The sequence below is a fragment of the Novilysobacter longmucuonensis genome, from assembly GCF_046600735.1.
GTDB classification, from domain to species: Bacteria; Pseudomonadota; Gammaproteobacteria; order Xanthomonadales; family Xanthomonadaceae; genus Novilysobacter_A; species Novilysobacter_A longmucuonensis.
Genome location: NZ_JBJMAW010000002.1, coordinates 392,230 through 412,853, shown reverse-complemented (window position 1 = coordinate 412,853; position 20,624 = coordinate 392,230). Strand labels below are relative to the sequence as shown.

Annotated in this window: 18 protein-coding genes and 1 pseudogene; 10 read left to right on the top strand and 9 right to left on the bottom strand. The window is 68.6% G+C overall.

Features of this window, described 5'->3' with window-relative positions; genetic code table 11:
• Positions 1–133: 133 nt before the first annotated feature.
• The 3 genes from phaR to gluQRS form a co-directional block, all read right to left on the bottom strand.
• Positions 134–622, bottom strand: a complete 489-nt coding sequence (phaR, locus tag ACJQWM_RS03925) for a polyhydroxyalkanoate synthesis repressor PhaR (RefSeq protein WP_332701725.1) — start codon at positions 620–622, stop codon at positions 134–136.
• A 184-nt stretch (positions 623–806) separates the two neighbouring features.
• Entirely contained in the window at positions 807–1,547 is a 741-nt protein-coding gene (gene phbB / locus ACJQWM_RS03920; protein ID WP_332701728.1) for an acetoacetyl-CoA reductase, read from the bottom strand.
• Between the two features lie 44 nt (positions 1,548–1,591).
• A complete protein-coding gene (gene gluQRS / locus ACJQWM_RS03915) occupies positions 1,592–2,530 on the bottom strand; it encodes a tRNA glutamyl-Q(34) synthetase GluQRS (RefSeq protein WP_332701730.1) in 939 nt (312 codons plus the stop codon).
• 116 nt (positions 2,531–2,646) lie between these two features.
• Here gluQRS and htpX point away from each other — a divergent pair, with 116 nt between their 5' ends.
• Positions 2,647–3,543, top strand: a complete 897-nt coding sequence (htpX, locus tag ACJQWM_RS03910; RefSeq protein ID WP_332701732.1) for a protease HtpX — start codon at positions 2,647–2,649, stop codon at positions 3,541–3,543.
• 221 nt (positions 3,544–3,764) lie between these two features.
• On the opposite strand, the gene ACJQWM_RS03905 is transcribed toward htpX, so the two are convergent.
• A complete protein-coding gene (locus ACJQWM_RS03905) occupies positions 3,765–5,843 on the bottom strand; it encodes an EAL domain-containing response regulator (protein ID WP_332701734.1) in 2,079 nt (692 codons plus the stop codon).
• Between the two features lie 140 nt (positions 5,844–5,983).
• A complete protein-coding gene (epmB, locus tag ACJQWM_RS03900; protein ID WP_332701736.1) occupies positions 5,984–7,015 on the bottom strand; it encodes an EF-P beta-lysylation protein EpmB in 1,032 nt (343 codons plus the stop codon).
• 142 nt (positions 7,016–7,157) lie between these two features.
• Between epmB and efp the strand changes: the two genes are divergently transcribed.
• The 8 genes and pseudogenes from efp (at position 7,158) to ACJQWM_RS03860 (ending at position 15,935) form a co-directional block, all read left to right on the top strand.
• Positions 7,158–7,724: an elongation factor P gene (efp, locus tag ACJQWM_RS03895; protein WP_332701738.1), complete on the top strand. Its 567-nt coding sequence runs from the start codon at positions 7,158–7,160 to the stop codon at positions 7,722–7,724.
• A 183-nt stretch (positions 7,725–7,907) separates the two neighbouring features.
• On the top strand, positions 7,908–9,248 hold the full coding sequence (locus ACJQWM_RS03890; RefSeq protein WP_332701740.1) for a TRZ/ATZ family hydrolase: 1,341 nt from the start codon (positions 7,908–7,910) through the stop codon (positions 9,246–9,248).
• Positions 9,249–9,342: 94 nt separating this feature from the next.
• Complete coding sequence (gene ubiG / locus ACJQWM_RS03885; RefSeq protein ID WP_332701742.1) at positions 9,343–10,059, top strand: bifunctional 2-polyprenyl-6-hydroxyphenol methylase/3-demethylubiquinol 3-O-methyltransferase UbiG; 717 nt, start codon at positions 9,343–9,345, stop codon at positions 10,057–10,059.
• A 100-nt stretch (positions 10,060–10,159) separates the two neighbouring features.
• Positions 10,160–10,843 carry a phosphoglycolate phosphatase gene (locus ACJQWM_RS03880; protein WP_332701744.1) on the top strand — a complete coding sequence of 228 codons (684 nt, stop codon included), beginning with the start codon at positions 10,160–10,162 and terminating at the stop codon, positions 10,841–10,843.
• 84 nt (positions 10,844–10,927) lie between these two features.
• Positions 10,928–11,641, top strand: coding sequence for an isoprenoid biosynthesis enzyme family protein (locus ACJQWM_RS03875; protein ID WP_332701746.1), 714 nt, complete (start codon positions 10,928–10,930; stop codon positions 11,639–11,641).
• A 270-nt stretch (positions 11,642–11,911) separates the two neighbouring features.
• Positions 11,912–12,844: a GTP cyclohydrolase FolE2 gene (folE2, locus tag ACJQWM_RS03870; RefSeq protein WP_332701748.1), complete on the top strand. Its 933-nt coding sequence runs from the start codon at positions 11,912–11,914 to the stop codon at positions 12,842–12,844.
• A gap of 132 nt (positions 12,845–12,976) precedes the next feature.
• Positions 12,977–14,713, top strand: a complete 1,737-nt coding sequence (locus ACJQWM_RS03865; RefSeq protein WP_332701750.1) for a GGDEF domain-containing protein — start codon at positions 12,977–12,979, stop codon at positions 14,711–14,713.
• A 302-nt stretch (positions 14,714–15,015) separates the two neighbouring features.
• Positions 15,016–15,935: pseudogene (locus ACJQWM_RS03860) on the top strand (IS110 family RNA-guided transposase).
• A 61-nt stretch (positions 15,936–15,996) separates the two neighbouring features.
• Here the strand turns inward: ACJQWM_RS03860 and ACJQWM_RS03855 are convergent.
• The 3 genes from ACJQWM_RS03855 to yidD are packed head-to-tail and all read right to left on the bottom strand — an operon-like array spanning position 15,997 to position 18,541.
• A complete protein-coding gene (locus ACJQWM_RS03855) occupies positions 15,997–16,830 on the bottom strand; it encodes a M23 family metallopeptidase (protein WP_411306681.1) in 834 nt (277 codons plus the stop codon).
• Positions 16,831–16,883: 53 nt separating this feature from the next.
• Positions 16,884–18,230, bottom strand: a complete 1,347-nt coding sequence (locus tag ACJQWM_RS03850) for a dihydroorotase (RefSeq protein WP_332701752.1) — start codon at positions 18,228–18,230, stop codon at positions 16,884–16,886.
• 41 nt (positions 18,231–18,271) lie between these two features.
• Positions 18,272–18,541: a membrane protein insertion efficiency factor YidD gene (gene yidD, locus ACJQWM_RS03845; protein WP_332702091.1), complete on the bottom strand. Its 270-nt coding sequence runs from the start codon at positions 18,539–18,541 to the stop codon at positions 18,272–18,274.
• 179 nt (positions 18,542–18,720) lie between these two features.
• Between yidD and dksA the strand changes: the two genes are divergently transcribed.
• On the top strand, positions 18,721–19,962 hold the full coding sequence (dksA, locus tag ACJQWM_RS03840; RefSeq protein WP_332702093.1) for an RNA polymerase-binding protein DksA: 1,242 nt from the start codon (positions 18,721–18,723) through the stop codon (positions 19,960–19,962).
• A 194-nt stretch (positions 19,963–20,156) separates the two neighbouring features.
• Here the strand turns inward: dksA and ACJQWM_RS03835 are convergent, their stop codons facing one another.
• Entirely contained in the window at positions 20,157–20,594 is a 438-nt protein-coding gene (locus tag ACJQWM_RS03835; protein ID WP_332702095.1) for a SufE family protein, read from the bottom strand.
• Positions 20,595–20,624 lie beyond the last annotated feature (30 nt).

Genomic DNA, 20,624 nt, shown 5'->3' with positions numbered 1-20,624 from the left:
TCTCCCGCTCGCGGGAGAAGGGCACGGCATTAGCGCTGGGGCTCTCGGCCCCTCTCCTTGTCGAAGCACAAGCGCTGAAGGCGTGTAGGAGCTTTGCTTGCTTTGCGTCCCTTCGCGGAGCGATCGGCGCGCCCTAACGCTCGCGTTTGTCGGGTTTGCCCTTGCCCGAGGCGGGTGTCTGCCCGACGCTGCCGGCGAGGTTCTGCTGGAGTTCCTTCCACATCGCCATGTTGCGCTCGGTGAGCTGGTTCATCATCGCCCACGGGGTCTGGCCGAGCGCGCCGCCGATCTGGTTGCGGAACTGGTGCTGCTGGTCGAGGAACACCTGCATCGAGCGCTCCAGGTAGCTGCCCATGAAACCCTGCAGGGAGTCGCCGTAGAAGCGGATGATCTGGCTCAGCAATTGGGTCGACAGCACCGGTTCGCCGTCCTGTTCGTGCTCGGCGATGATCTGCAGCAGTACCTGCCGGGTCAGGTCTTCGCCGGAGCGCGCATCGCGCACTTCGAACTCCTCGCCATCGACGATCAACTGCCGCACGTCCTCGATCGTGATGTAGCTGGAGATCTCGGTGTCGTACAGACGCCGGTTCGGATATTTCTTGATGACGCGGCGTGCTGCCATGGAGCGCGGGCCCGTAATCCGTGATGCTTCGCAGCATGGCCCAGGGGACCGACCGGTGCAACTTGGGCGCGCAGTCCGTCTCCTCTGTAGGAGCGGCTTCAGCCGCGATCCCCGATCGTTCGAATCGGTGGCATCCGATCGCGGCTGAAGCCGCTCCCACAGGCGCCTGCGAAGGCGACCGGCGTCACCAACCCATGTACTGGCCGCCGTTGGCCGACAGGTTGGCGCCGGTGATCCAGCCGGCCTGATCGGGGATGAAGAAGCCCACCGCATAGGCGATTTCCTCCGGGGTGCCGAGGCGTCCGGTCGGGATCTGCGCGATGATCTTCTCGCGCACGTCCTCCGGCACCGCCATCACCATGTCGGTGCCGATGTAGCCCGGCGAGACCGTGTTGACGGTAATGCCGAACTTCGCGTTCTCCTGCGCCAGCGAAATCGTGAAGCCGTGCATGCCGGCCTTGGCCGCGGCGTAGTTGGCTTGGCCGTACTGGCCTTTCTGGCCGTTGATCGAGCTGATCTGCACGATCCGCCCCCACTTGCGCGTGCGCATGCCCTCGATCACCGGGCGGGTGACGTTGAAGCACGAGTTGAGGTTGGTGCAGATCACCTCGTTCCACTGCTGCGCGCTCATCTTGTGGAAGGTCGAGTCGCGGGTGATGCCGGCGTTGTTGATCAGGATCTCGACCGGGCCGAGCTGGCGCTCGACCTCGCGCACCAGCGCCTCGGCCTGTTCCGGGGATGACACGTCGCCCTGGGCGAGCGCGACCTCGAGGCCCTGGTCGCGCATGTTTGTCTGCCAGGCACGGCCGCGCGCCTCGTCGCGGAAGTTGGTCGCGACCTTGTGGCCCATCCCGGCCAGTTGCCTGACGATCGAAGTGCCGATGCCGCCGGTACCGCCGGTAACCAATGCCACCCGTGATTGCATGCTGTCCTCTCCGTGGCCGCTGCGGTGCGGCTTGTAGACACACTCTATTGTGCAATCGTGAAATGTCCGTTGTGCGGCGCGGCGATCGCTGCGGTTCTGGCGGGGTCGCCGCGTGGGATGCGGCCCGGAACGAAGGCGCGACGGGCCGCCAGCAGCACCGCCGGCACGTCGGCCGCACCCTCCAGGGCGGCCGGCGACTGGCCGAGCGCACGCCAGGCCGCGCGCAATGCCGGCAGCGGGTCGTCGGGGTCGATGGCCTGCGCGGCATCGGACTTGGACAGCTTGTGGCCGTGCGTGTCCAGCACCAGCGGCAGGTGCGTGTAGCGCGGCGTCGGCAGGTCCAGCGCACGCTGCAGCAGGATCTGTCTTGGGGTCGAGTCGAGCAGGTCGGCCCCGCGAACGACATCGCTGATGCCCTGGGCGGCATCGTCGACTACCACCGCCAGCTGGTAGGCCCAGCAACCGTCGGCGCGCCTGAGCACGAAATCGCCGACCGCTGCCGCGACGTCCTGGCGCTGCGTGCCCTGCACGGCATCGTCGAAGGTCACGCAGGCGTCGGCAGGAACGCGCAGACGGATCGCCGGGGTCGGGCGTCGGGCGCTCGCGACGCAGGCGCGATGGATTCCGCCGGCGGCGGCCAGCTCGCGGCGGCTGCAATGGCAGGCGAACGCGCGGCCCTGGGCGAGCAGCCGATCGAGCGCGGCCTGGTAGACCTCGCCGCGGGTGCTCTGGCGCAGCACCGGTCCGTCGCCGTGCAGGCCGAAGGCGGCGAGCGCAGCCAGTTGCCGGTCGGCTGCGCCGGGCACTTCGCGCGGCGGATCCAGGTCCTCGACCCGCAGCAGCCATTCACCGCCGGCCGCACGCGCCAACAGCCAGCTGCCGAACGCGGCCAGCAGCGAGCCGGCATGCAGGTCGCCGGTGGGCGAGGGGGCGAAGCGGCCACGACAGGTGCGCGTGGCCGGGGCGTCGGGGAGACGTGTCACGCCAAGGCCCGGCCCGCCGTTGGATAGCTTCGGTTCATGCGAAGTCGCTTGAAATCGCGCCGAGCCTGCCACATTTTTCCGCCAGCCGCGCGGGGTGCGCGGCCAGGAATTTCAACATGTTCAAGCGAGTGGGGCTTTTTCTTGCGACCAACCTGGCCGTGCTGGCGCTGGTCAGCATCGTCATGGCGGTATTCGGGCTGAACCCGGGGACCAATGCCGGGTTGCTGGTGATGGCGGCGCTGTTCGGCTTCGGAGGGTCGTTCATCTCGTTGATGCTGTCCAAGTGGATGGCCAAACGCGGTACCGGTGCCCAGGTGATCGAGCAGCCGCGCAACGAGGCCGAGCAATGGCTGGTGTCCACCGTGCGGCGCCAGGCGCAGGCCGCCGGGATCGCGATGCCGGAGGTGGCGATCTTCGATGCGCCGGAGATCAATGCGTTCGCTACCGGCCCGAGCCGCAACAACTCGCTGGTGGCGGTGTCGACCGGCCTGCTGCGCTTGATGAGCCGCGACGAGGCCGAAGCGGTGCTCGCGCACGAAGTGAGCCACGTCGCCAACGGCGACATGGTGACGATGGCGCTGATCCAGGGCGTGCTCAACACCTTCGTGATCGTGCTGGCGCGCGTGGTCGGCCGGGTCATCGACGGCTACCTCAACGGCGGCCGAGATGGCGCGCCGGGCATCGGCTATTTCGTGATCGTGTTCGTGCTCGACATGATCTTTGGACTGTTCGCGAGCATGATCGCGATGTGGTTTTCGCGGCATCGCGAGTTCCGCGCCGACGCGGGCGCCGCCAATCTGGCCGGCCGCGACAAGATGGTGTCCGCCTTGCAGCGCCTGTCGCGCACCTACGGCGAAAGCACCCTGCCCAAGCAGATCGCCGCATTCGGCATCAGCGGCGGCGTCGCGCACGGCCTCAAGCGCCTGCTGATGAGCCACCCGCCGCTGGAGGAACGCATCCAGGCGCTGCGCGACGCGCCAGCACAGCCGGTGCGCGGCGCGATGCTGGGTTGACCGCTTTGGTTATCGCCGGATACAAGAAACCCGCCAGCCCGGCGGGTTTTCGTGGCGAGGCCGCGATCTGGAAGTAGAGCCGAGCTTGCTCGGCTGCCGCCCGGCGTGACGGGCGACCCGCCATGCCAGAGAGTTGGCCTTTCCCGAGTCCCGAGTCCCGAGTCCCGAGTCCCGAGTCCCGAGTCCGGTCCCGGGATGGCGATTGCCGAGCAAGCTCGGCACTACTGGAAGTCGTAGTCCATTTCCAAACCCGCGCCGGCCAGGAAGTTGCCCTGCGCGTAGTCGATTCCGGCGCTGAACAGCACCGACATGCTGCCCGCGTCCTGCACGTACTCGGCGATGGTCTGCTTGCCGGACTGGCGCGCCTTGTCGGCGGTCTCGCGCAGGCGCTTCTGGTGCTCGGCGTTGCTGCCGAGGTCCTCCATGAAAGCGCGGTCCATCTTCAGGAACGACGCGTCGAAGTGGGTCAGCAGCTGGAACGAGTTCAGCCCGCTGCCGAACTGCTCCAGACCCACCCGCACCCCCAGCTTCGACACCGCCTGCTGGAAGGCCTGCGCCGCGCGCAGGTTGGTGAACACCTTGGACTCGGGCAGTTGCAGGATCAGCAGGCTGCCTTCGGCGCCGTGCTGGGCCAGTTGCTCGATGATGTGCTGGACCATGCTCTCGTCCTGCAGCGAGACCTCGGTGATCTTCACCATCAGCGCGGTACGCGAGCCCTTGCGCAGGCGCTCGCCGATCACCGCTATCGCGCGGCCGACCACCCAGCGGTCGATCTCCCACAGCAGGCCGTGCTCCGCGGCGATCTGCAGGAATGTCAACGGCTGCACCAACTCGCCGGGGTCGCCCTCCATGCGCAGGTAGCCTTCGTACATCTCGCCGGGTTCACCGTGCAGGCTGATCAGCGGCTGGTAGTGCATGACGAAACGGTCGCCGTCGAGCGCGTCGCGGATACGTGCCACCCAGGCCTGCACGCGCTCCTCCTCGGCCCGGTCGACCGCACCGGGGTCGAACAGCTCGGTGCGGTTGCCGCCGACACCGATGGTGGACTGCACGCCCTGGCTGGCCTTGGCCAGCACCGCGCTGACGCTGGCGATCTTCTGGCCGATCTGCACGCCGCCGATGCTGACGGTGGCGTTCAGCGAGCGTTCGCCGACCTCGAGCACGCCGTCGGCGAACGCTGCGCGCACCGCCTCCGCCAGCGCCGCGGTTCCGCTGTGGTCGCTGGCGCGCCGCAGCACCGCGAACTGGTGCTCACCGAAGCGCGCGGCGACATCCTCGGGTGAGAGCACGCTGCGCAGGCGCTCGGCGAATGCCGCGATCAGCTCGTCGCCGGCGTCCAGGCCGATGTCCTGCAGCAGGCGCAGGTAGTGGTCCGGCTCCATCAGCAGCAGCGCGTGATGAGTGGCGTTCTGCGCGGCATCGGCGACGGTGTCCTCGAGCGCGCGCAGGAAGGTCGCGCGGTTGAGCAGGCCGGTCACCTGGTCGCGCTGACGCAGCTCCTCGACCTCGCGCTCCAGGTCCGGGTCGTACTCCTGGCGACGCAGCACCACCTGCTGGCAGGCCTCGCCCTCGTAGCTGGCGCCGGTGAATTCCATGAAGGCCGGAAAGGTGTGGCCGTCGAGCTTGCGCGCCTCCAGTTCGTGGCGCGGCGCCACCGGCTCGCCCTTGGACATCTGCTTGAGCAGCCGCTTGAAGCCGTCGACATGCTGCGGTGACACCAGGTCGAGCAGCGACATGCCCTCGATGTCCTCGAACGAATCGAACCCGAACATCTCCAGGTAAGCAGGATTGGCGCGGATGTGCATGCCTTCGTGGACGTAGGCGATCGGGTCGCGCGAGGACTCGATCAATGCGTCGCAGCGGCGCTCGGTCTCGCGCACCTGGCTCTCCAGCCGGCGCAGCGCACGGCGGGCCTCCAGGTCGGTCCATTCGGCACGGATCGCGTCGTGCAGGTGCTCCATGTGGGCACGCAGCAGCACCCCGCGCGCGCCCAGCTCCTGGGCCTGCAGCAGGCGGGCATCGTCGATGCTGTCATGCAGCAGCAGCACCGGCAGGTCCTTGCCGCTGGCATCGATGCGCGCCATGACCTGGGCCAGCGGCACCGTGGTGGCGTCGTGCGCGACCAGCACCAGGTCCGGCGGCTGCTGGCCGAGCTGCTCGGCCAGCGCGTCCTCGCTTTCCGGGCGCGTCGGACGCACGGCGATGCCGTGGTTGCGCAGGCCGCTGACGATGGCTTCCGCCGCCTCGACGCTGTCGTCGACGATCATCAGCCGCAGCACCTTGTCTTTGCCGAATTGCATGGCCACCTCCCGTGGCCGGGGTTATGACACGAAGCGGCGCTGTTCGTCCATGCGGCGTCTGGCGACTTGCGACAAGCGCCACGCACGGCAGAGGTCTGCGTCAGCTTTTCAGCGGTTCTCCAACGCCGGCCGCAGCGGTTTCACAGCGGACGCTTGCCGCTGTCGCCGGCGACCTCGCGCACCAGTTTCGGCACCAGATAGCCCGACAGGCGCGCGGCCAACCCGGCGTGCAGGCGCCGGGCCTGCTCATCGGGTACCTCGAAATGCGCGGCGCCCTGCACGCGATCGAGCTGATGCAGGTAGTAGGGCAGCACCCCGGCCTCGAAGCCGCGCTCGCTGAGCGCGGCCAGCGCATCGACCGAGTCGTTGACGCCCGCCAGCAGCACGGCCTGGTTGAGCAGGGTGGCCCCCGCGGCGCGCAGCTGCGCCAGGGCGGCATCGACCGATGCGTCGAATTCGGCCGCGTGATTGGCGTGCAGCACCACGGTGACCGGCCACGGCAGATGCGCCAGCCAGTCCAGCAGCGCCCGGTCGATGCGCTCGGGCAGCACCACCGGCAGCCGGGTATGGATGCGCAGCCGCTTCAGATGCGGCACCGCCGCCAGTGCATCGGTCAGCTCGGCCAGCTTGGCCGTCGCCAGGGACCAGGGGTCGCCGCCGGACAGGATCACCTCCTCGATGCTCGCATCGGCGCCGATCAGGTCGATCGCGCCGCGCCAGCCGGCCGCCGCGGCGCTTTCCTCGGCATACGGGAAGTGACGCCGGAAACAGTAGCGGCAATGCACCGCGCAGCTGCCGGTGCTCACCAGCAGCGCGCGGCCGTGGTACTTGCGGATCACTCCGTCGGCGGCCTTGGCGGCGCTGTCGCCGACCGCGTCCAGGCTGAAACCCGGGATCGGACGCAGTTCGTCGTCCAGCGGCAGCACTTGTCGCAGTAGCGGGTCGGCCGGATCGCTGCGGCGCATGCGCGCGACGAACCCGCGGGGCACCCGTAGCGGGAACTGCGCGGCGGCGGCATCGGATATCCCCATCGCGACCTGGCCCAAGCCCAGCAGCGCCAGCAACTCGCGCGGGTCGCGCACGGCGTCCCGCCACAATTGCTGCCAGCGCGGCTGTACAGGGGCGTGCTGCGCCGGAGCGTGCTGCGTGGCAATGGGGGCTGCGGGTATCATGCGCGACTGATCTGCCTGGCTGCGGTTCCGCTCGCGTTGCGATCTTCCGGCGCGGTGCGGGCCGACATTCTAGCCTTCACCGCTGCGCGCCCCACCGTACAGGCACCGGCGATCCACCGCTTTTATCTGCAGGAGTTCCACAATGGCCAGCTATGGCATGAACGACGTCAAGAACGGGATGAAAATCATCGTCAATGGCGAGCCGTGCGTCATCACCGATACCGAGTACGTCAAGCCGGGCAAGGGCCAGGCGTTCACCCGCATCAAGTACCGCTTCATCAAGTCCGGCCGCGTGGTCGAGCTGACCATGAAAGCCACCGATTCGCTGGAAGTGGCCGATGTGGTCGACACCGACATGCGCTTCCTGTACGCCGATGGCGAGTACTGGCACTTCATGGATCCGGACAACTTCGAGCAGGTGCAGGCCGACAAGGCCGGCGTCGGCGATGCCCACAAGTTCCTGAAAGGGGAAGAGGACTGCGTGGTCACGCTGTGGAACGGCACCCCGATCGCGGTCCAGCCGCCCAATTTCGTCGAGCTGAAGATCACCGAGACCGACCCGGGCGTGCGTGGCGACACCTCCGGCGGCGGCGGCAAGCCGGCCACCCTGGAAACCGGTGCGGTCGTGCGCGTGCCGCTGTTCGTCAACCAGGACGAGGTCGTCAAGGTCGACACCCGTTCCGGCGAATACGTCAGCCGCGTGAAGTGACGGAATGCCCCGTGCGCCTCGCGCACGGCTTTGCCATTCCGTCATCCCCGCGAAGGCGGGGATCCAGGGCCGAGTACATTGGCCCGTGGCGATGGCCACTTGGCGTCTGACCTCCGCCTACACCGGAATGACGGCAGAATTTGCATGATCAGCACCTGACCGGACCACAACCCAGAGAGCCCCATGACCACCGACACGCCACTCCAGCCCTGCGACCTGATGATCGAAGCGGGCTGGGTGGTGCCGGTCGAGCCGCATGGCGTGGTCCTGGCCGATCACGCAGTCATGGTGACCGACGGGGTGATCGTGGCGGTACTGCCGACCAAGCAGGCGCATGCCCGGTTCCGCCCGAAGGATCTGGTCGCGCGGCCCGAGGCGGCATTGATCCCGGGCCTGGTCAACGCCCACACGCACAACCCGATGACGCTGCTGCGCGGCATTGCCGACGACCTGCCGCTGATGGAGTGGCTGCAGGGCCACATCTGGCCGGTCGAGGGCGCAATGATGGGCCCGGAGTTCGTCGCCGACGGTGTGGTACTGGCGATCGCCGAGATGCTGCGCGGCGGCACCACCTGCGCCAACGAGAACTACTTTTTTCCCGACGTGCAGGCGGCGGTCTACAAGCGCCACGGTTTCCGCGCGCGGGTCGGCCTGCCGGTGATCGATTTCCCGACCGCGTGGGCCAAGACCGACGACGAGTATTTCGACCGCGCCGCCGAGGTCCACGACCAGTGGCGTGACGATGCGCTGGTGGCCACCGCGTTCGTGCCGCATGCGCCGTACACGGTGTCGGATGCGAGCTTCGAGCGCATCCGCATGCTGGCCGACCAGCTCGATGTGCCGGTGCACCTGCATACGCACGAGACCGCGGGGGAGGTCGCCGACTCGCTGCGCGACCACGGCCAGCGCCCGCTGGCGCGGCTGGACCGGCTCGGACTGGTCAACGACCGCCTGATCGCGGTGCACATGACCCAGCTCACCGACGCGGAGATCGAGCTGTGCGCGCAGCGCGGCGTCAGCGTGGTGCATTGCCCCGAGTCCAACCTCAAGCTCGGCTCGGGTTTCTGCCGCGCCGGTGCCCTGCAGCGCGCCGGGGTGAACCTGGCGATCGGGACCGATGGCTGCGCCAGCAACAACGACCTGGACATGTTCGGCGAGACCCGCACCGCGGCGTTGCTGGCCAAAGCGGTGGCGCAGGACACCACCGCGCTCGACAGCGCCAGTGCACTGCGCGCGGCCACGCTGGGCGGCGCCCGGGCGATGGGCCTGGATGCACGGATCGGCTCGATCGAGGTCGGCAAGGCCGCCGACCTTGCCTGCGTCGACCTGGGTCAGCTCGAAACCCAGCCGCTGCATCACGTGATCTCGCAACTGGTCTACGCGACCGGTCGGCACCAGGTCAGCGATGTGTGGATCGCCGGCCAGGCGAAGCTGCGCGAGCGCGAACTGGTCGACATGGACGCGGCCGCCGTGATCGCCAATGCGCGGCAGTGGCGCGAGCGCATCGCAACCGTCCGCCTGTAACCCCCGCAGGCCTGCAGGAGCGGCTCCAGCCGCGAACCCGAGCGGCCCACGCATCGCGGCTAAAGCCGCTCCTGCAGCGCGGTAGACTTGCGGCATGACCGACAACTTCACCCAGGCCGAGCTCGACAAGTTCGGCGCGCTCGCCCACCGCTGGTGGGATCCGCAAGGGCCGCAAAAGGCGCTGCACGCGCTGAACCCGCCGCGGCTGGCTTACGTCGCCCAGCGCATGCCGTTGCAAGGTGCGCGGGTGCTGGACGTCGGCTGCGGCGGTGGGCTGCTCAGCGAGGCGCTGGCGGGCGAGGGCGCGCAGGTCAGCGCGATCGACCTGGCGCCGGAACTGGTCAAGGTCGCCCGTCTGCACGGGCTGGAGACCGGTGTCGAGGTCGACTACCGGCTGCAGTCGGTGGAATCGTTGGCTGCGGAGATGCCGGCGGCCTTCGACGCGATCACCTGCATGGAGATGCTCGAACACGTGCCCGACCCCGGCGCGATCATCGATGCCTGCGCCACGTTGCTGAAGCCAGGCGGCAAGCTGTTCCTGTCGACCCTCAACCGCACTCCGGCGGCCTTCGCCCTGGCGATCGTCGGCGCCGAGTACATCGCCCGCCTGCTGCCCAAGGGCACCCACCAGTACCGCGATTTCATCAAGCCGTCCGAGCTTGCCGCGTGGCTGCGCGCGGCGGGTCTACGGCTCGAGGACGTCAGCGGCCTGATGTACGAGCCCTGGCGCAATGCCGCGCGGCTGACCTCACGGACCGAGGTGAACTACCTAGCGTGTGCGGTGAAGCCGGAAATGGAGAGTAGGGAATAGGAAACAGGGAACAGGGAACAGGGAACAGGGAACAGGGAACAGGGAACAGGAAACTTAGCCTTACCCGAGTCACGCACCCCGCACCCCGCACCCCGCACCAATGAGCGAACCCCAGCGCATGACCTTCCCCAAAGCGGTGCTGTTCGACCTCGACGGCACCCTGCTCGACAGCGCGCCCGACATGCTCGCCGCGATCAATTGCATGCGCGCCGACCGTGGCACGCCGCCGATGATCCTGGCCGAATTGCGGCCCCACGTGTCCAAGGGCGCGCGGGCGATGCTCGGTGCGGCGTTTCCAAAGGCCGATGCGGCCGAGCGCGAGACCTGGGTGCCGGCGTTCCTGGACTGCTATGAGCGTGAACTGGGCCGTCACGGTGGGCCGTTCGAGGGCGTCGAACCCCTGCTGGCGCGGTTGGAAGCGGCCGGTTGCGTCTGGGGCATCGTCACCAACAAGCCCGAATACCTGGCCAGCCAGCTGCTGCCCCTGCTGGGCTGGCAGAGCCGCTGCGCGGTGCTGATCGGCGGCGACACCCTGGCGGTTCGCAAGCCAGACCCGCTGCCGTTGACGGTGGCGGCCGAGCGTATCGGCATCGCGCCGGCCGACTGCATCTATGTCGGCGACGACGAGCGCGATATCGTCGCTGCGCGCGGTGCCGGCATGCGCTCGGTGGTCGCGCTGTGGGGATACCGGTTGAGCGAGGACGACCCGTTCGCGTGGCGCGGCGACGTGCTGATCGACACGCCGCAGGAGCTGCTCGGTCTCGCCATCGGGCCGCAGCCGTAGGGCGGGTTTCAACCCGCCCAATAGCGGCGTCGGCGTCACGTGCAGAAGCGGCGGGTTGAAACCCGCCCTACCGAGGTGGGATTGATGAGCGACTTCGAGGCGCTGGCGAGTTTCATCGACAAGTGGCGCGCGCGCTGGCCTGAGTGGATGGTGGCCGAGGTGTTCGTGCCGCGCGCGCAGCGCGAGCTCGCGCTGGCCTGGGCCGCGTTGCAGCAGGAACTCACCGATGCGGCCTGGGGCGGCAGCGATCCGCAACCGGGCGCGGCCAAGCTGGCGTGGTGGCAGGAGGAATTGCGCGGCTGGGCGCGCGGCGCGCGTCGTCATCCGCTGGGCCTGGCGTTGCATCGGCAACCCGCGCCGTGGGCGGCGCTGGCGATGAGCCTGCCCGCCTTGCAGGCCAGTCGCGAGCGCGCCAGCGATGACGACGAGGTACTCGCGACCCTGCGAGCTTTCGCAGAAGCCGTTGCCGCGGTCGATGCCGCATTGTTCGGCGCGGGCCGCCCCGACGCGTCGAGCGGCGATGCCGCGCTGGTCAGCGCGGTGCTGCTGCAATCGCGCTGCATGCTGGGCGGGGATGCGCATCTGCCGCTCAGCGCGACCGTGCAAACCGCCGAGGGCGATCCGCGCGCGCTGTGGGCGGCGCAACTGCGTCAGCGTTGGCCGGATGCGACCGGCGCGCCACGGGTGCGCCGGATCTGGGCGGCGCTGGCGCGTGGGCGACTGGAGCGGAGCGACGCGGCACGGCCGTTATCGCACTGGACCGCATTGCGGGTGGCGTGGCGCGCCGCACGGGGGTAGGCAGGGATCGCGCGAGCCCCGTGTAGGGCTGGCTCGTCTTCTGTGCCCACGATGTCCAGGCCCGGCGACCGAGGAAGCTGGACACGAGAAAGCATGTCTGCCCACGTCTTGTGCCCTCATGCTCGTGGCCGGAAAGGTGGGCCCAAAACGACGTGCCAGCCAACACGGGGCCACGTAACGCAGCGTTTCGCCTGCTGTCGAAGGGCCCAAAGCGCGGCCCGGTAGAATGGCCATATTGCGATCGCCCGCGCTGCCCTTATCTCTATTGCCGTGACCCAACCCACCGCCCCCCGCCAACTGCCCGACGTGGCTTCCGACGCCGCCGCCGCGGCACGCCCGCTCGACTGGGTCGGCATGGCCAACATCGCGCTGCCGCTGCGGATCGCATCGGCTGGCGGCGAATCGCTGCAGGTGGCGGCCTCGGTCGACGTGTCGGTCGACCTGGCCGATGCCGACGCCCGTGGCATCCACATGTCACGCCTGTACCTGCGCTTGCAGGACGCCTTCGTCAGCGAAGTGGTGAGCCCAGCCGGCCTGCGCCGGGTACTGCAGTCGCTGATCGATTCGCAGGCCGGGCTCTCCTCGCAGGCCCGCCTGGCGCTGCGCTACGACCAGATGCTGCTGCGCCCGGCCCTGGCCAGCGGCAACGCGGGCTGGAAGCGCTACCCGGTCGAGATCGATGCGAGCCTCGCGGACGGCCACCTGCGGCTGGCGCTGCGGTTTTCGGTCGAATATTCCAGCACCTGCCCGGCCTCCGCCGCGCTGTCGCGGCAGATCAATGCCGAGCGCTTCAGCGAGGACTTCGCCGCCGCGCGGCCGCTGTCGACCGGCGTGGTCAGCGACTGGCTCGCCTCCGAGCGTGGCCTGGCCGCGACGCCGCATGCGCAGCGCAGCCGCGCCGATGTACGCGTCGAACTGCGGCCGCAGTTCGACGAATTGCCGCTGACGGCGCTGATCGACGCCCTCGAGCACGCTCTCGGGACCCCGGTGCAGACCGCGGTCAAGCGCGAGGACGAGCAGGCTTTCGCCCGCCTCAACGCCGCCAACCTGATGTTCTGCGAGGACGCCGCGCGGCGTGTCGCCGCGGTGCTGTCGAGCGATCCGCGGATCGAACGCTTCGCCGCCGACGTCGAGCACTACGAAAGCCTGCACCCGCACGATGCGGTGGCGACGGTCAGCGGCACCGGCCCCGCCCACGGCTGATCGCACCCGGCTGGCCGCGGATCTGGCCCGACGGACGGTTGATTGGGAGTTCTGTGCTGCGGGTCACACCCAGGCGGCGTTCAGCTATGCTCTGGACGGGCACGGAAACCGGATCGGGTTATGGGGAGACCCTTGCGTCGGTGGTGGCGGGCGTTCGCACTGCTGGCCGTGATGTCGTTGCCGCTCGGAGTGGCGGGCTTGTCGGCGGACGTGTCGGCAAGCGGACCGACCAGCAGATCGGCCAACGTGGAGCAGGCGTTCAGCATCGCCCGGCTCGATGCCGATCCGGTGCCCGCGCGCGTGCTGGCGGGCGAATTCGACCAACAGTTCGTCGCGACCGCCACGCCTGCCAACACGATCGACGGGGCGGGCCGCACCGCGCGCTGGTGGCGCCTGACGGCGCTGCAACCGGTGCCAGCGGAGGCCATGCCGCATCTGGTCCTGCATTCGCCGCACCTGGCGCGGGTAGAGGTGTGGCCGCCGGGCGAGGTCATTCCCCGGAGCAGCGCACTGATGGGGGCGGATGCCGACGACCGCTTCTCCACGCGCGCGCTGCTGACGCCGCTGGACGGGCTGGCGGCAGGCGAGCACGTCCACCTCCGCATCGCCACCAGTACGCCCCGGCCGATCCGCGTCTCGATCGACCCGTTGGCCCAGGTGCATCGCGAGGACCTGAGGTATGTCGCCCTGCGCGCCGCGGTGCTGACCACGCTGCTGGTGCTGGCGGTCCTCGCGTTCGGGTTCTGGGTCGCCATCGGCGAGCGCAGCTACGGTTTCCTGATGCTGACCCTGTTGTCGCAGCTCTGTTACATGGTCAGCATCGGCGGCGAACTGCGCGGGCTGCCCTGGGTGGCCGAACTGCTCGGCAGCGATCCGCGGATCAGCCAATTGTTCGCGCTGGGCGCGTTGATCACCAGCGTGGCGTTCCTCGGTCATTACCTGGAACTGGGCGACCGTCAGCCGCGGCTGCACAAGCTGCTCAAGCGCTGCAACATCGCCGCCGCGGTGCTGGTGGTGCTGACACTGATCTCGGTGTCCGGCGTCGTGCCGCTGCTGTGCAACCTGTTGATCCTGCTGGTCGGTGGCCTGCTGTTCGCCGGCGGCGTGCACGGGGCGCTGCGCGGCCAGCGCGCCGCCTGGTTCGTGGTGGTGGCCTGGCTGCCACTGCTGGCGCTGGTGAGCCTGCGCCTCGGTGAGCGGCTGGAACTGTGGCTCAACCCGGCATGGGTCGATTACGCGTTCCCGTCGGGCCTGGCGATCGCCGCGCTGGTGCTGACCGTCGGCCTGGCCGACAAGATGCAGCAGCTGCGACGCGACCGCGACCAGGCCAGCCGGATGGCGTCCTACGACACGCTGACCGGGGCGACCTCGCGCAGCGTGATCGAGGAACACCTCAAGGGCGCGGTCGCCGACGCTCACCGGCTGGACCGGCCGCTGTCGGTGGTGTTCTTCGACATCGACCGGTTCAAGCAGATCAACGATGTGTACGGTCACCGGGTCGGCGACCAGTGCCTGCGCATCATCGCGATGCGCACCCGCAACCGGCTGCGCACCTACGACCAGATGGGGCGTTTCGGCGGCGACGAGATGATCGTGGTCCTGCCCGACACCGACCTGGCCGAAGCGGTAGGCATGGCCGAGAACCTGCGTTCGGCGGTGAACTGCCGGCCGCTGTCGATCGACAGCGAGTTGCTGGACGCTTCGCTAAGCCTGGGCGTGGCGCAGCTGATGCCGGGCGAGTCGCCCGAAAGCCTGCTCGAACGCGCCGACGCCGCGTTGTACGCGAGCAAGGCCGCCGGCCGCGACCGGGTCACCGGCACCCGCGCCACCGGCGTGCATGCCGCCATGCCGCAGCACGTGTCGTCCTAGGCCGCGCCGCGTAGAGCGGAGCTTGCTCCGCTGCATTTAAGCTCGGCTCTACAGTGGGTTCTGACGGGTGAAAGGCAGCCCAGCAAGCTCCGCTCTTATCTGTTCGACTTCTGCGACCGTAGGTGTCGAGAGCCGGCGTGGGCGCCGATCCGCTCTTGGTCTTGCGACCGTGCCGTAGCAGGGTCCCCACGCCGGAATCTCCCTGATACGCCCGAACAGTTGCTGGAACAACCGCTCGTATCGATAAGGCTGGGCTAGCCAGGGAGTTGCTCTCGACCCCTTTAGCGTAACGGAGCATGCCCATGCACGGCGGAATCGGAATCGATGTCAGCAAGGCCACGTTGGATGTGGTGGTTCATGAAACCGGGGAAACCCGCAGCGTGGCCAATATCGCCGCCATGGCGGGGTCTGGCGAAGTGGCTGTTGACCCTGCAGCCGCAGCAGGTGGTGCTGGAAGCGACCGGCGGCTACGAGCAGGCGGCCCTGGATGCGTTGTTTCAGGTCGGACTGCCGATGGTCCGGATCAACCCACGTCAGGCTCGGGACTTCGCCAAGGCCACCGGCCAACTGGCCAAGACCGACCGCCTGGATGCGCGGGTGCTGGCGCACATGGCCCAGGCCCTGCCACTGGCGCTACCAGCCCCGCAGCGCGGCGCAGCGCCGGTTGGCCGAATGGATACTGCGACGCAGCCACGTGGTGCAGATGCGGGTCAGCGAACGCCAGCGGCTGGAGGCGCTGACCGACCCCACGTTGCGTCGCCTGACGCAGCGCCATATCGACGCACTGACGCGCACCCTGGCCACATTGGACGCGCAGATCCGGCAGCAGCTTGATACCCAGCCGGCCCTGTCCACGTTGCGGGCCGTCAAGGGCGTAGGCCCGGTGTTGCTGGCGACCTTGACCTGTCAATTGCCCGAACTGGGGCACGTCGACGGCAAGGCCATTGCCAAGCTGGTCGGCGTTGCCCCGATGTCCCGCGACAGCGGCACGATGAGCGGCAAGCGAATGATCTGGGGTGGCCGCGACAGCGTACGCACTGCGCTGTACATGGCGGCGTTGTCGGCGATGCGCTACCAACCCCGGTTACGCGACTTCTACCAAGGCCTGCGTACCCGCGGGAAGCCCGCCAAAGTCGCCATCGTCGCGGTGATGCGCAAACTGCTGGTCATCCTGAATGCCCGCCTGTGCGACTCGAAGAGACAACCGCCTGTGGTTGCCTGATCAACACAGTTGCTACGGTGCTTTCGACGGGTGAAGACAGCCGAGCAAGCCCGGCTCTACCTCAGCGGGTGCGTTCCAGCACCAGCAGCGGGTCGATGCGGGTCGCCAGCCAGTTCATGCCCCAGTGCAGGTGCGGCCCGGTCGCGCGGCCGGTGGCGCCGACCGCGCCGATCACCTGGCCCTGCTCGATGCGCTCGCCGACCTGCACGTCCAGCCGCGACAGGTGCAGGAAGTTCGAGCTGATGCCGTGGCCGTGGTCGAGCAGCACCGTGCCGCCGGTCAGGTACAGGTCCGGCCGGGCGAACGTGATCACGCCCGCGGCCGGCGCCTTGACCTCGGCGCCGGCTGGGGCGGCGATGTCCATGCCCGAGTGCGCCGAACCCGGCGTGCCGTTGTAGATGCGCTGGTTGCCGAAGCGGCCGCTGATGCGACCTTCCACCGGCCAGATGAAGGCCTGCGCGAAGTCGGTGCGGGGGTCGTCGCGCTCGCGCGCGGCGGTGACCTCGGCCTGCTCGCGTGCGATCCGTGCGGCGATCGCCGGCGGCGGATCGACCGTTTTCGGCGGCACCCCATCGACGCGTTCGATCGGCCAGTCGCGCGGCGTCACGGCCACGCGGTGGGTGAGGGCGCTACCGCCGGGAGGTGTGATGCGGAGCAGCAGCGGTCCGCTGGCATCGCGGCCGGCGCCGAACACGAAGCTGCCGTACGGCGTAACATGCAGCCGCCGGCCGCCGTATTCGACGATCGCATCCGGCGTGGTCCGGCCGATCACCAATCCGCCCTGCGGGACCGATTCCGGCACCACGCTGGTCTCTACCGGTGCCGCGATGGGCCGCGCGGCCTCCGGCAGCACTGGCGGGCGCGCCTGCGCACCGGCGGCGCATGCGGTCGCCATCGCAAGCACCATCGAGCAGGCGGCAAGCCGGAGTGGCCCGGCCCATCCCTGGCTCATCGTGCGAACACCAGGCGCTGCCCGCCCGGCCCGCCGACCAGCTGGCTGCCGTCCCAGGCCAGCACGCCGTTGACCCAGGTCGAGGCGATCCGCGAGTGGAACGTGCGGCCCTCGAAGGGCGACCAGCCGCACTTGGAGAGCACGTCCTCGCGCCGCACCGTGAACGGCGCATCGTCGATCAGCACCAGGTCGGCCGCATAGCCCTCGCGCAGGAAGCCCCGCCCCTCGACATCGAACAGCTGCGCTGGTGCGTGCGCGAACTTCTGCACCACCTGCGCGGTCGTCAGCCGGCCCTCGTGCACCAGCTCCAGCGCGGCATTGAGCGCGTATTGCACCAGCGGCAGACCGCTGGGCGCCGACGTGTATGGACGCTCCTTCTCCTCCAGCAGATGCGGCGCGTGGTCGGTTGCGAGCACGTCGATGGTGTCTTCGGCCACGGCGCGGATCAACGCTTCGCGATCGGCCGGATCCTTGATGGCCGGATTGCATTTGATGAGATGGCCGAGCGAAGCGTAGTCGCCGCGGTCGAAGCGCAGGAAGTGGATGCAGGTCTCGGCGGTGATCTGCTTGCGGCTGCCGTCGGCGCGGATCAGCGGGCCGGTCTCGAACAGGGCGAGCTCGTCGGCGGTGGAGATGTGCAGCACGTGCAGGCGGGTGCCGTGCCGGCGCGCCAGCGACAGCGCCAGCTCGGTAGACTTCAGGCAAGCCTGCCGCGAGCGGATGTCGGGATGGCATTCGGCCGGGATGTCGTCGCCGTACTTTGCCTTGTAGCGGGCGGTTTCGGCCTCGATCATCGGGGTGTCTTCGCAATGGGTGATGATCGGCGTCGGCACGTCGCGGAACACCGCATCGAGCACCTCCGGGTCGTCGACCAGCATGTTGCCGGTCGAAGCGCCCATGAACACCTTGACCCCCGGCGCGCTGCGCGGATCCAGCCGCTGGATCGCCTCCAGGTTGCCGGTGCTGGTGCCCAGGTAGAACCCATGGTTGCCCCAGACGCGCCCGGCGGCGCGGCGGTACTTGTCTTCCAGCGCCTGCGCATCGAGCGTCGGCGGGCTGGTATTGGGCATGTCCATGAAGGTGGTCAGCCCGCCGGCCACCGCGGCGGCCGATTCGGTCGCCATGTCGGCCTTGTGCTCCATGCCCGGCTCGCGGAAATGCACCTGGTCATCGATCATGCCCGGCAGCAGGCGGCGGCCGGCGGCATCGACCACCGCCTCGTTGGCACGCGCCGACAGGCCGCTCCCGATCTGCGCGATGCGGCCGTTCTCGATGCGCAGGTCGCCGTCGAATTCACGGCCTTCGTTGACCAGGCGGGCATTGACGATCAGGGTATGGGACATCGGCGTCGGGCCTCGTTGTGGGATGGGGGCGGGGGAAGGGATTAGCGCGGCGGCGATCGTGGAGACGATTCTGGTGACGGCACCGGATCGTGTCCGCCAGGGTGCAGTGGATGGCAACGCAGGATCCGCCGCAAGGCCAGCCAGGCGCCCTTGGGCGCGCCGAAACGCGCGATCGCCTGCATGGCGTACTCCGAACAGCTCGGATGGAAACGGCAGCGCGGCCCCAGCAGCGGGCTAATCCAGCGCTTGTAGGCGCGCAGTACGGCGATGAGCAGTCGATCGATCACGATACCTTCATGCGTGCGGCCCATCATGCGCGGCCGGGTGTCCGGTCGATCACCGATCCGCCGGGCGCATGGCGCGCCTCAGGGGCGGGACCGACGCGGGGCGGTAAACCCCACGAGGGGTCCGGCGCGGTTGCCGCGAGTGCCGGGGCAGGGTATAACAGCGCGCTTTCCCCTCACAAGGGAACAAAAAGGACATGCCGCCCGTGGCAGTGAAGAAACTTGCAAAGAAGGCCGCCAAGGCCGCCAAGAAAATCATCCAGTCGGCCAGCAAGAGCGCCGCCAGGAAGCCTGCGGCCGGGAAATCGGCGGCCAGCAAGCCGGTGGCCAAGAAAGTCGCGACCAAGAAGGCTGCGCCGGCGAAGAAATCCTTGACGAAGGCAGCCTCGACGAAGGCAGTCGCGGCGAAGAAGCCAGCGACCAAAAAGGCCGCGGCCAGGAAAGCCGCGCCCGCCAAGAAAGCCACTGCGAAAAAGCCGGCAGCCAAGAAGATCGCGGCAAAAAAGCCGGCCGGCAAGTCGTCTCCAGCCAAGGCCGCGAACAAGCAGGCCACCCGGGCGCCGGTCAAGACGGCCACCAAGGCGCCGGCTGCAAAGAACTCCAGCGCCGCAAAAAAGGCCGCCGCCACCAGATCGCCCGCCAGGAAGGCCGTGCCAGCCAAGGCTGCAGCCCGCAAGTCCAGCGCTGTGTCGAAATCGCCCTCCAAACCCAACAGCAAACCGGGCAGCAAGCCAGCGTCCAAGGCCGAAAAGTCCGCTTCCAAACCGCAAGCGGTAAAGAAGCCGGCCGCACGTCCGGCCAGCAAGGCCGAGCCGGTTGCTTCGGGATCGAAAAAAACCTCCGCTGCCGCCAGGTCCGCTTCGGCCAAGTCCGAAAGCCGGGCGCAGTCGGCCCAGAAACCCGTAGCAGCCTCGCCCCTCGCCCCGGTCAAGCGTCCGGTCGGCAAGGTGGCGGTGGCGGTTGCCGCAAAATCGCAGGCACCTGCGCCGAAAGGCAAGGTGAAAGTCGTGCCCTACAAGACCGACGACGCCACCGGGCGTCCGATCCTCCCCGCCGGCTACAAGCCGAGCCCGGACGAGGAATACATGAGCCCCTTGCAGTTGGAGTACTTCCGCCAGCGTTTGCTGAAGTGGCGGGCCGATCTGGTCGAGGAATCCAAGCAGACCATCGAGAACCTCAAGGACGAAGTGCGTGATGTCGGGGACGAAGCCGAGCGCGCCACGCGCGAAACCGAGAACTCGCTGGAGCTGCGCACCCGCGACCGCTATCGCAAGCTGATCAGCAAGATCGACAGCACGCTCAAGCGGGTGGACAGCGGCGACTACGGGTTCTGCGCCGAGACCGGCGAGGAGATCGGCCTGGACCGCCTCGAAGCCCGCCTCACCGCTGAGCGCTCGATTGACGCGCAGGAGCGTTGGGAGCACTTGCAGAAGCAGATGGGCGACTGATCGATCAAGCCGTCTTCGCTACGTAGTCTCCGCTAAGTCGTCTCTGCTAGGAACAGGCCCCGCATCGCGGGGCTTTTTCGTGGGGTACTCACAGGCGGGACGCGCTTTGTGGGCCCGTCAGCTGCTGCCACCGGCCGGTGGGCGCAAACGACGTGCCCGCCCTACGAGGGCCGTGCGCGGGGCCGCCGCGATCGTCATGACCGCTGCCGCGCCTGGTCCTGGATAAAGCCGAGCAGGGCGGTCAGGCCGTTGCTGCGCGTCGGCGACAGGTGCTTGGCCAAGCCGATCTCGGCGATGTAGTCGGCCTGCGTCTGTACGATCTCGGCCGCGCTACGGCCCGAGTACACCCGCAGCGCAAGATAGATCAGGCCCGATACGATCGCCGAGTCGCTGATCGCGTGGAAGTCGAGTCGGTCGGCATCGCCCTGCACGACGATCCACACCATCGACTGGCAACCGTGCAGGCGGTGCTCGTCGGTCTTCCATTCGCCCGGCAGGTCGGGCAGCTTGCGACCGAGGTCGATCAGGTACTGGTAGCGCTCGGACCAGTCGCCGAAGAAGGCGAACTCTTCGCGGATCGCGGCCTGTGCCTCGAGCGGGGTGGGTTCGAGCGGGAACGGGGTGTCGGTCACTTCCATCCTTTCAGGATCTTGTCGATGCAT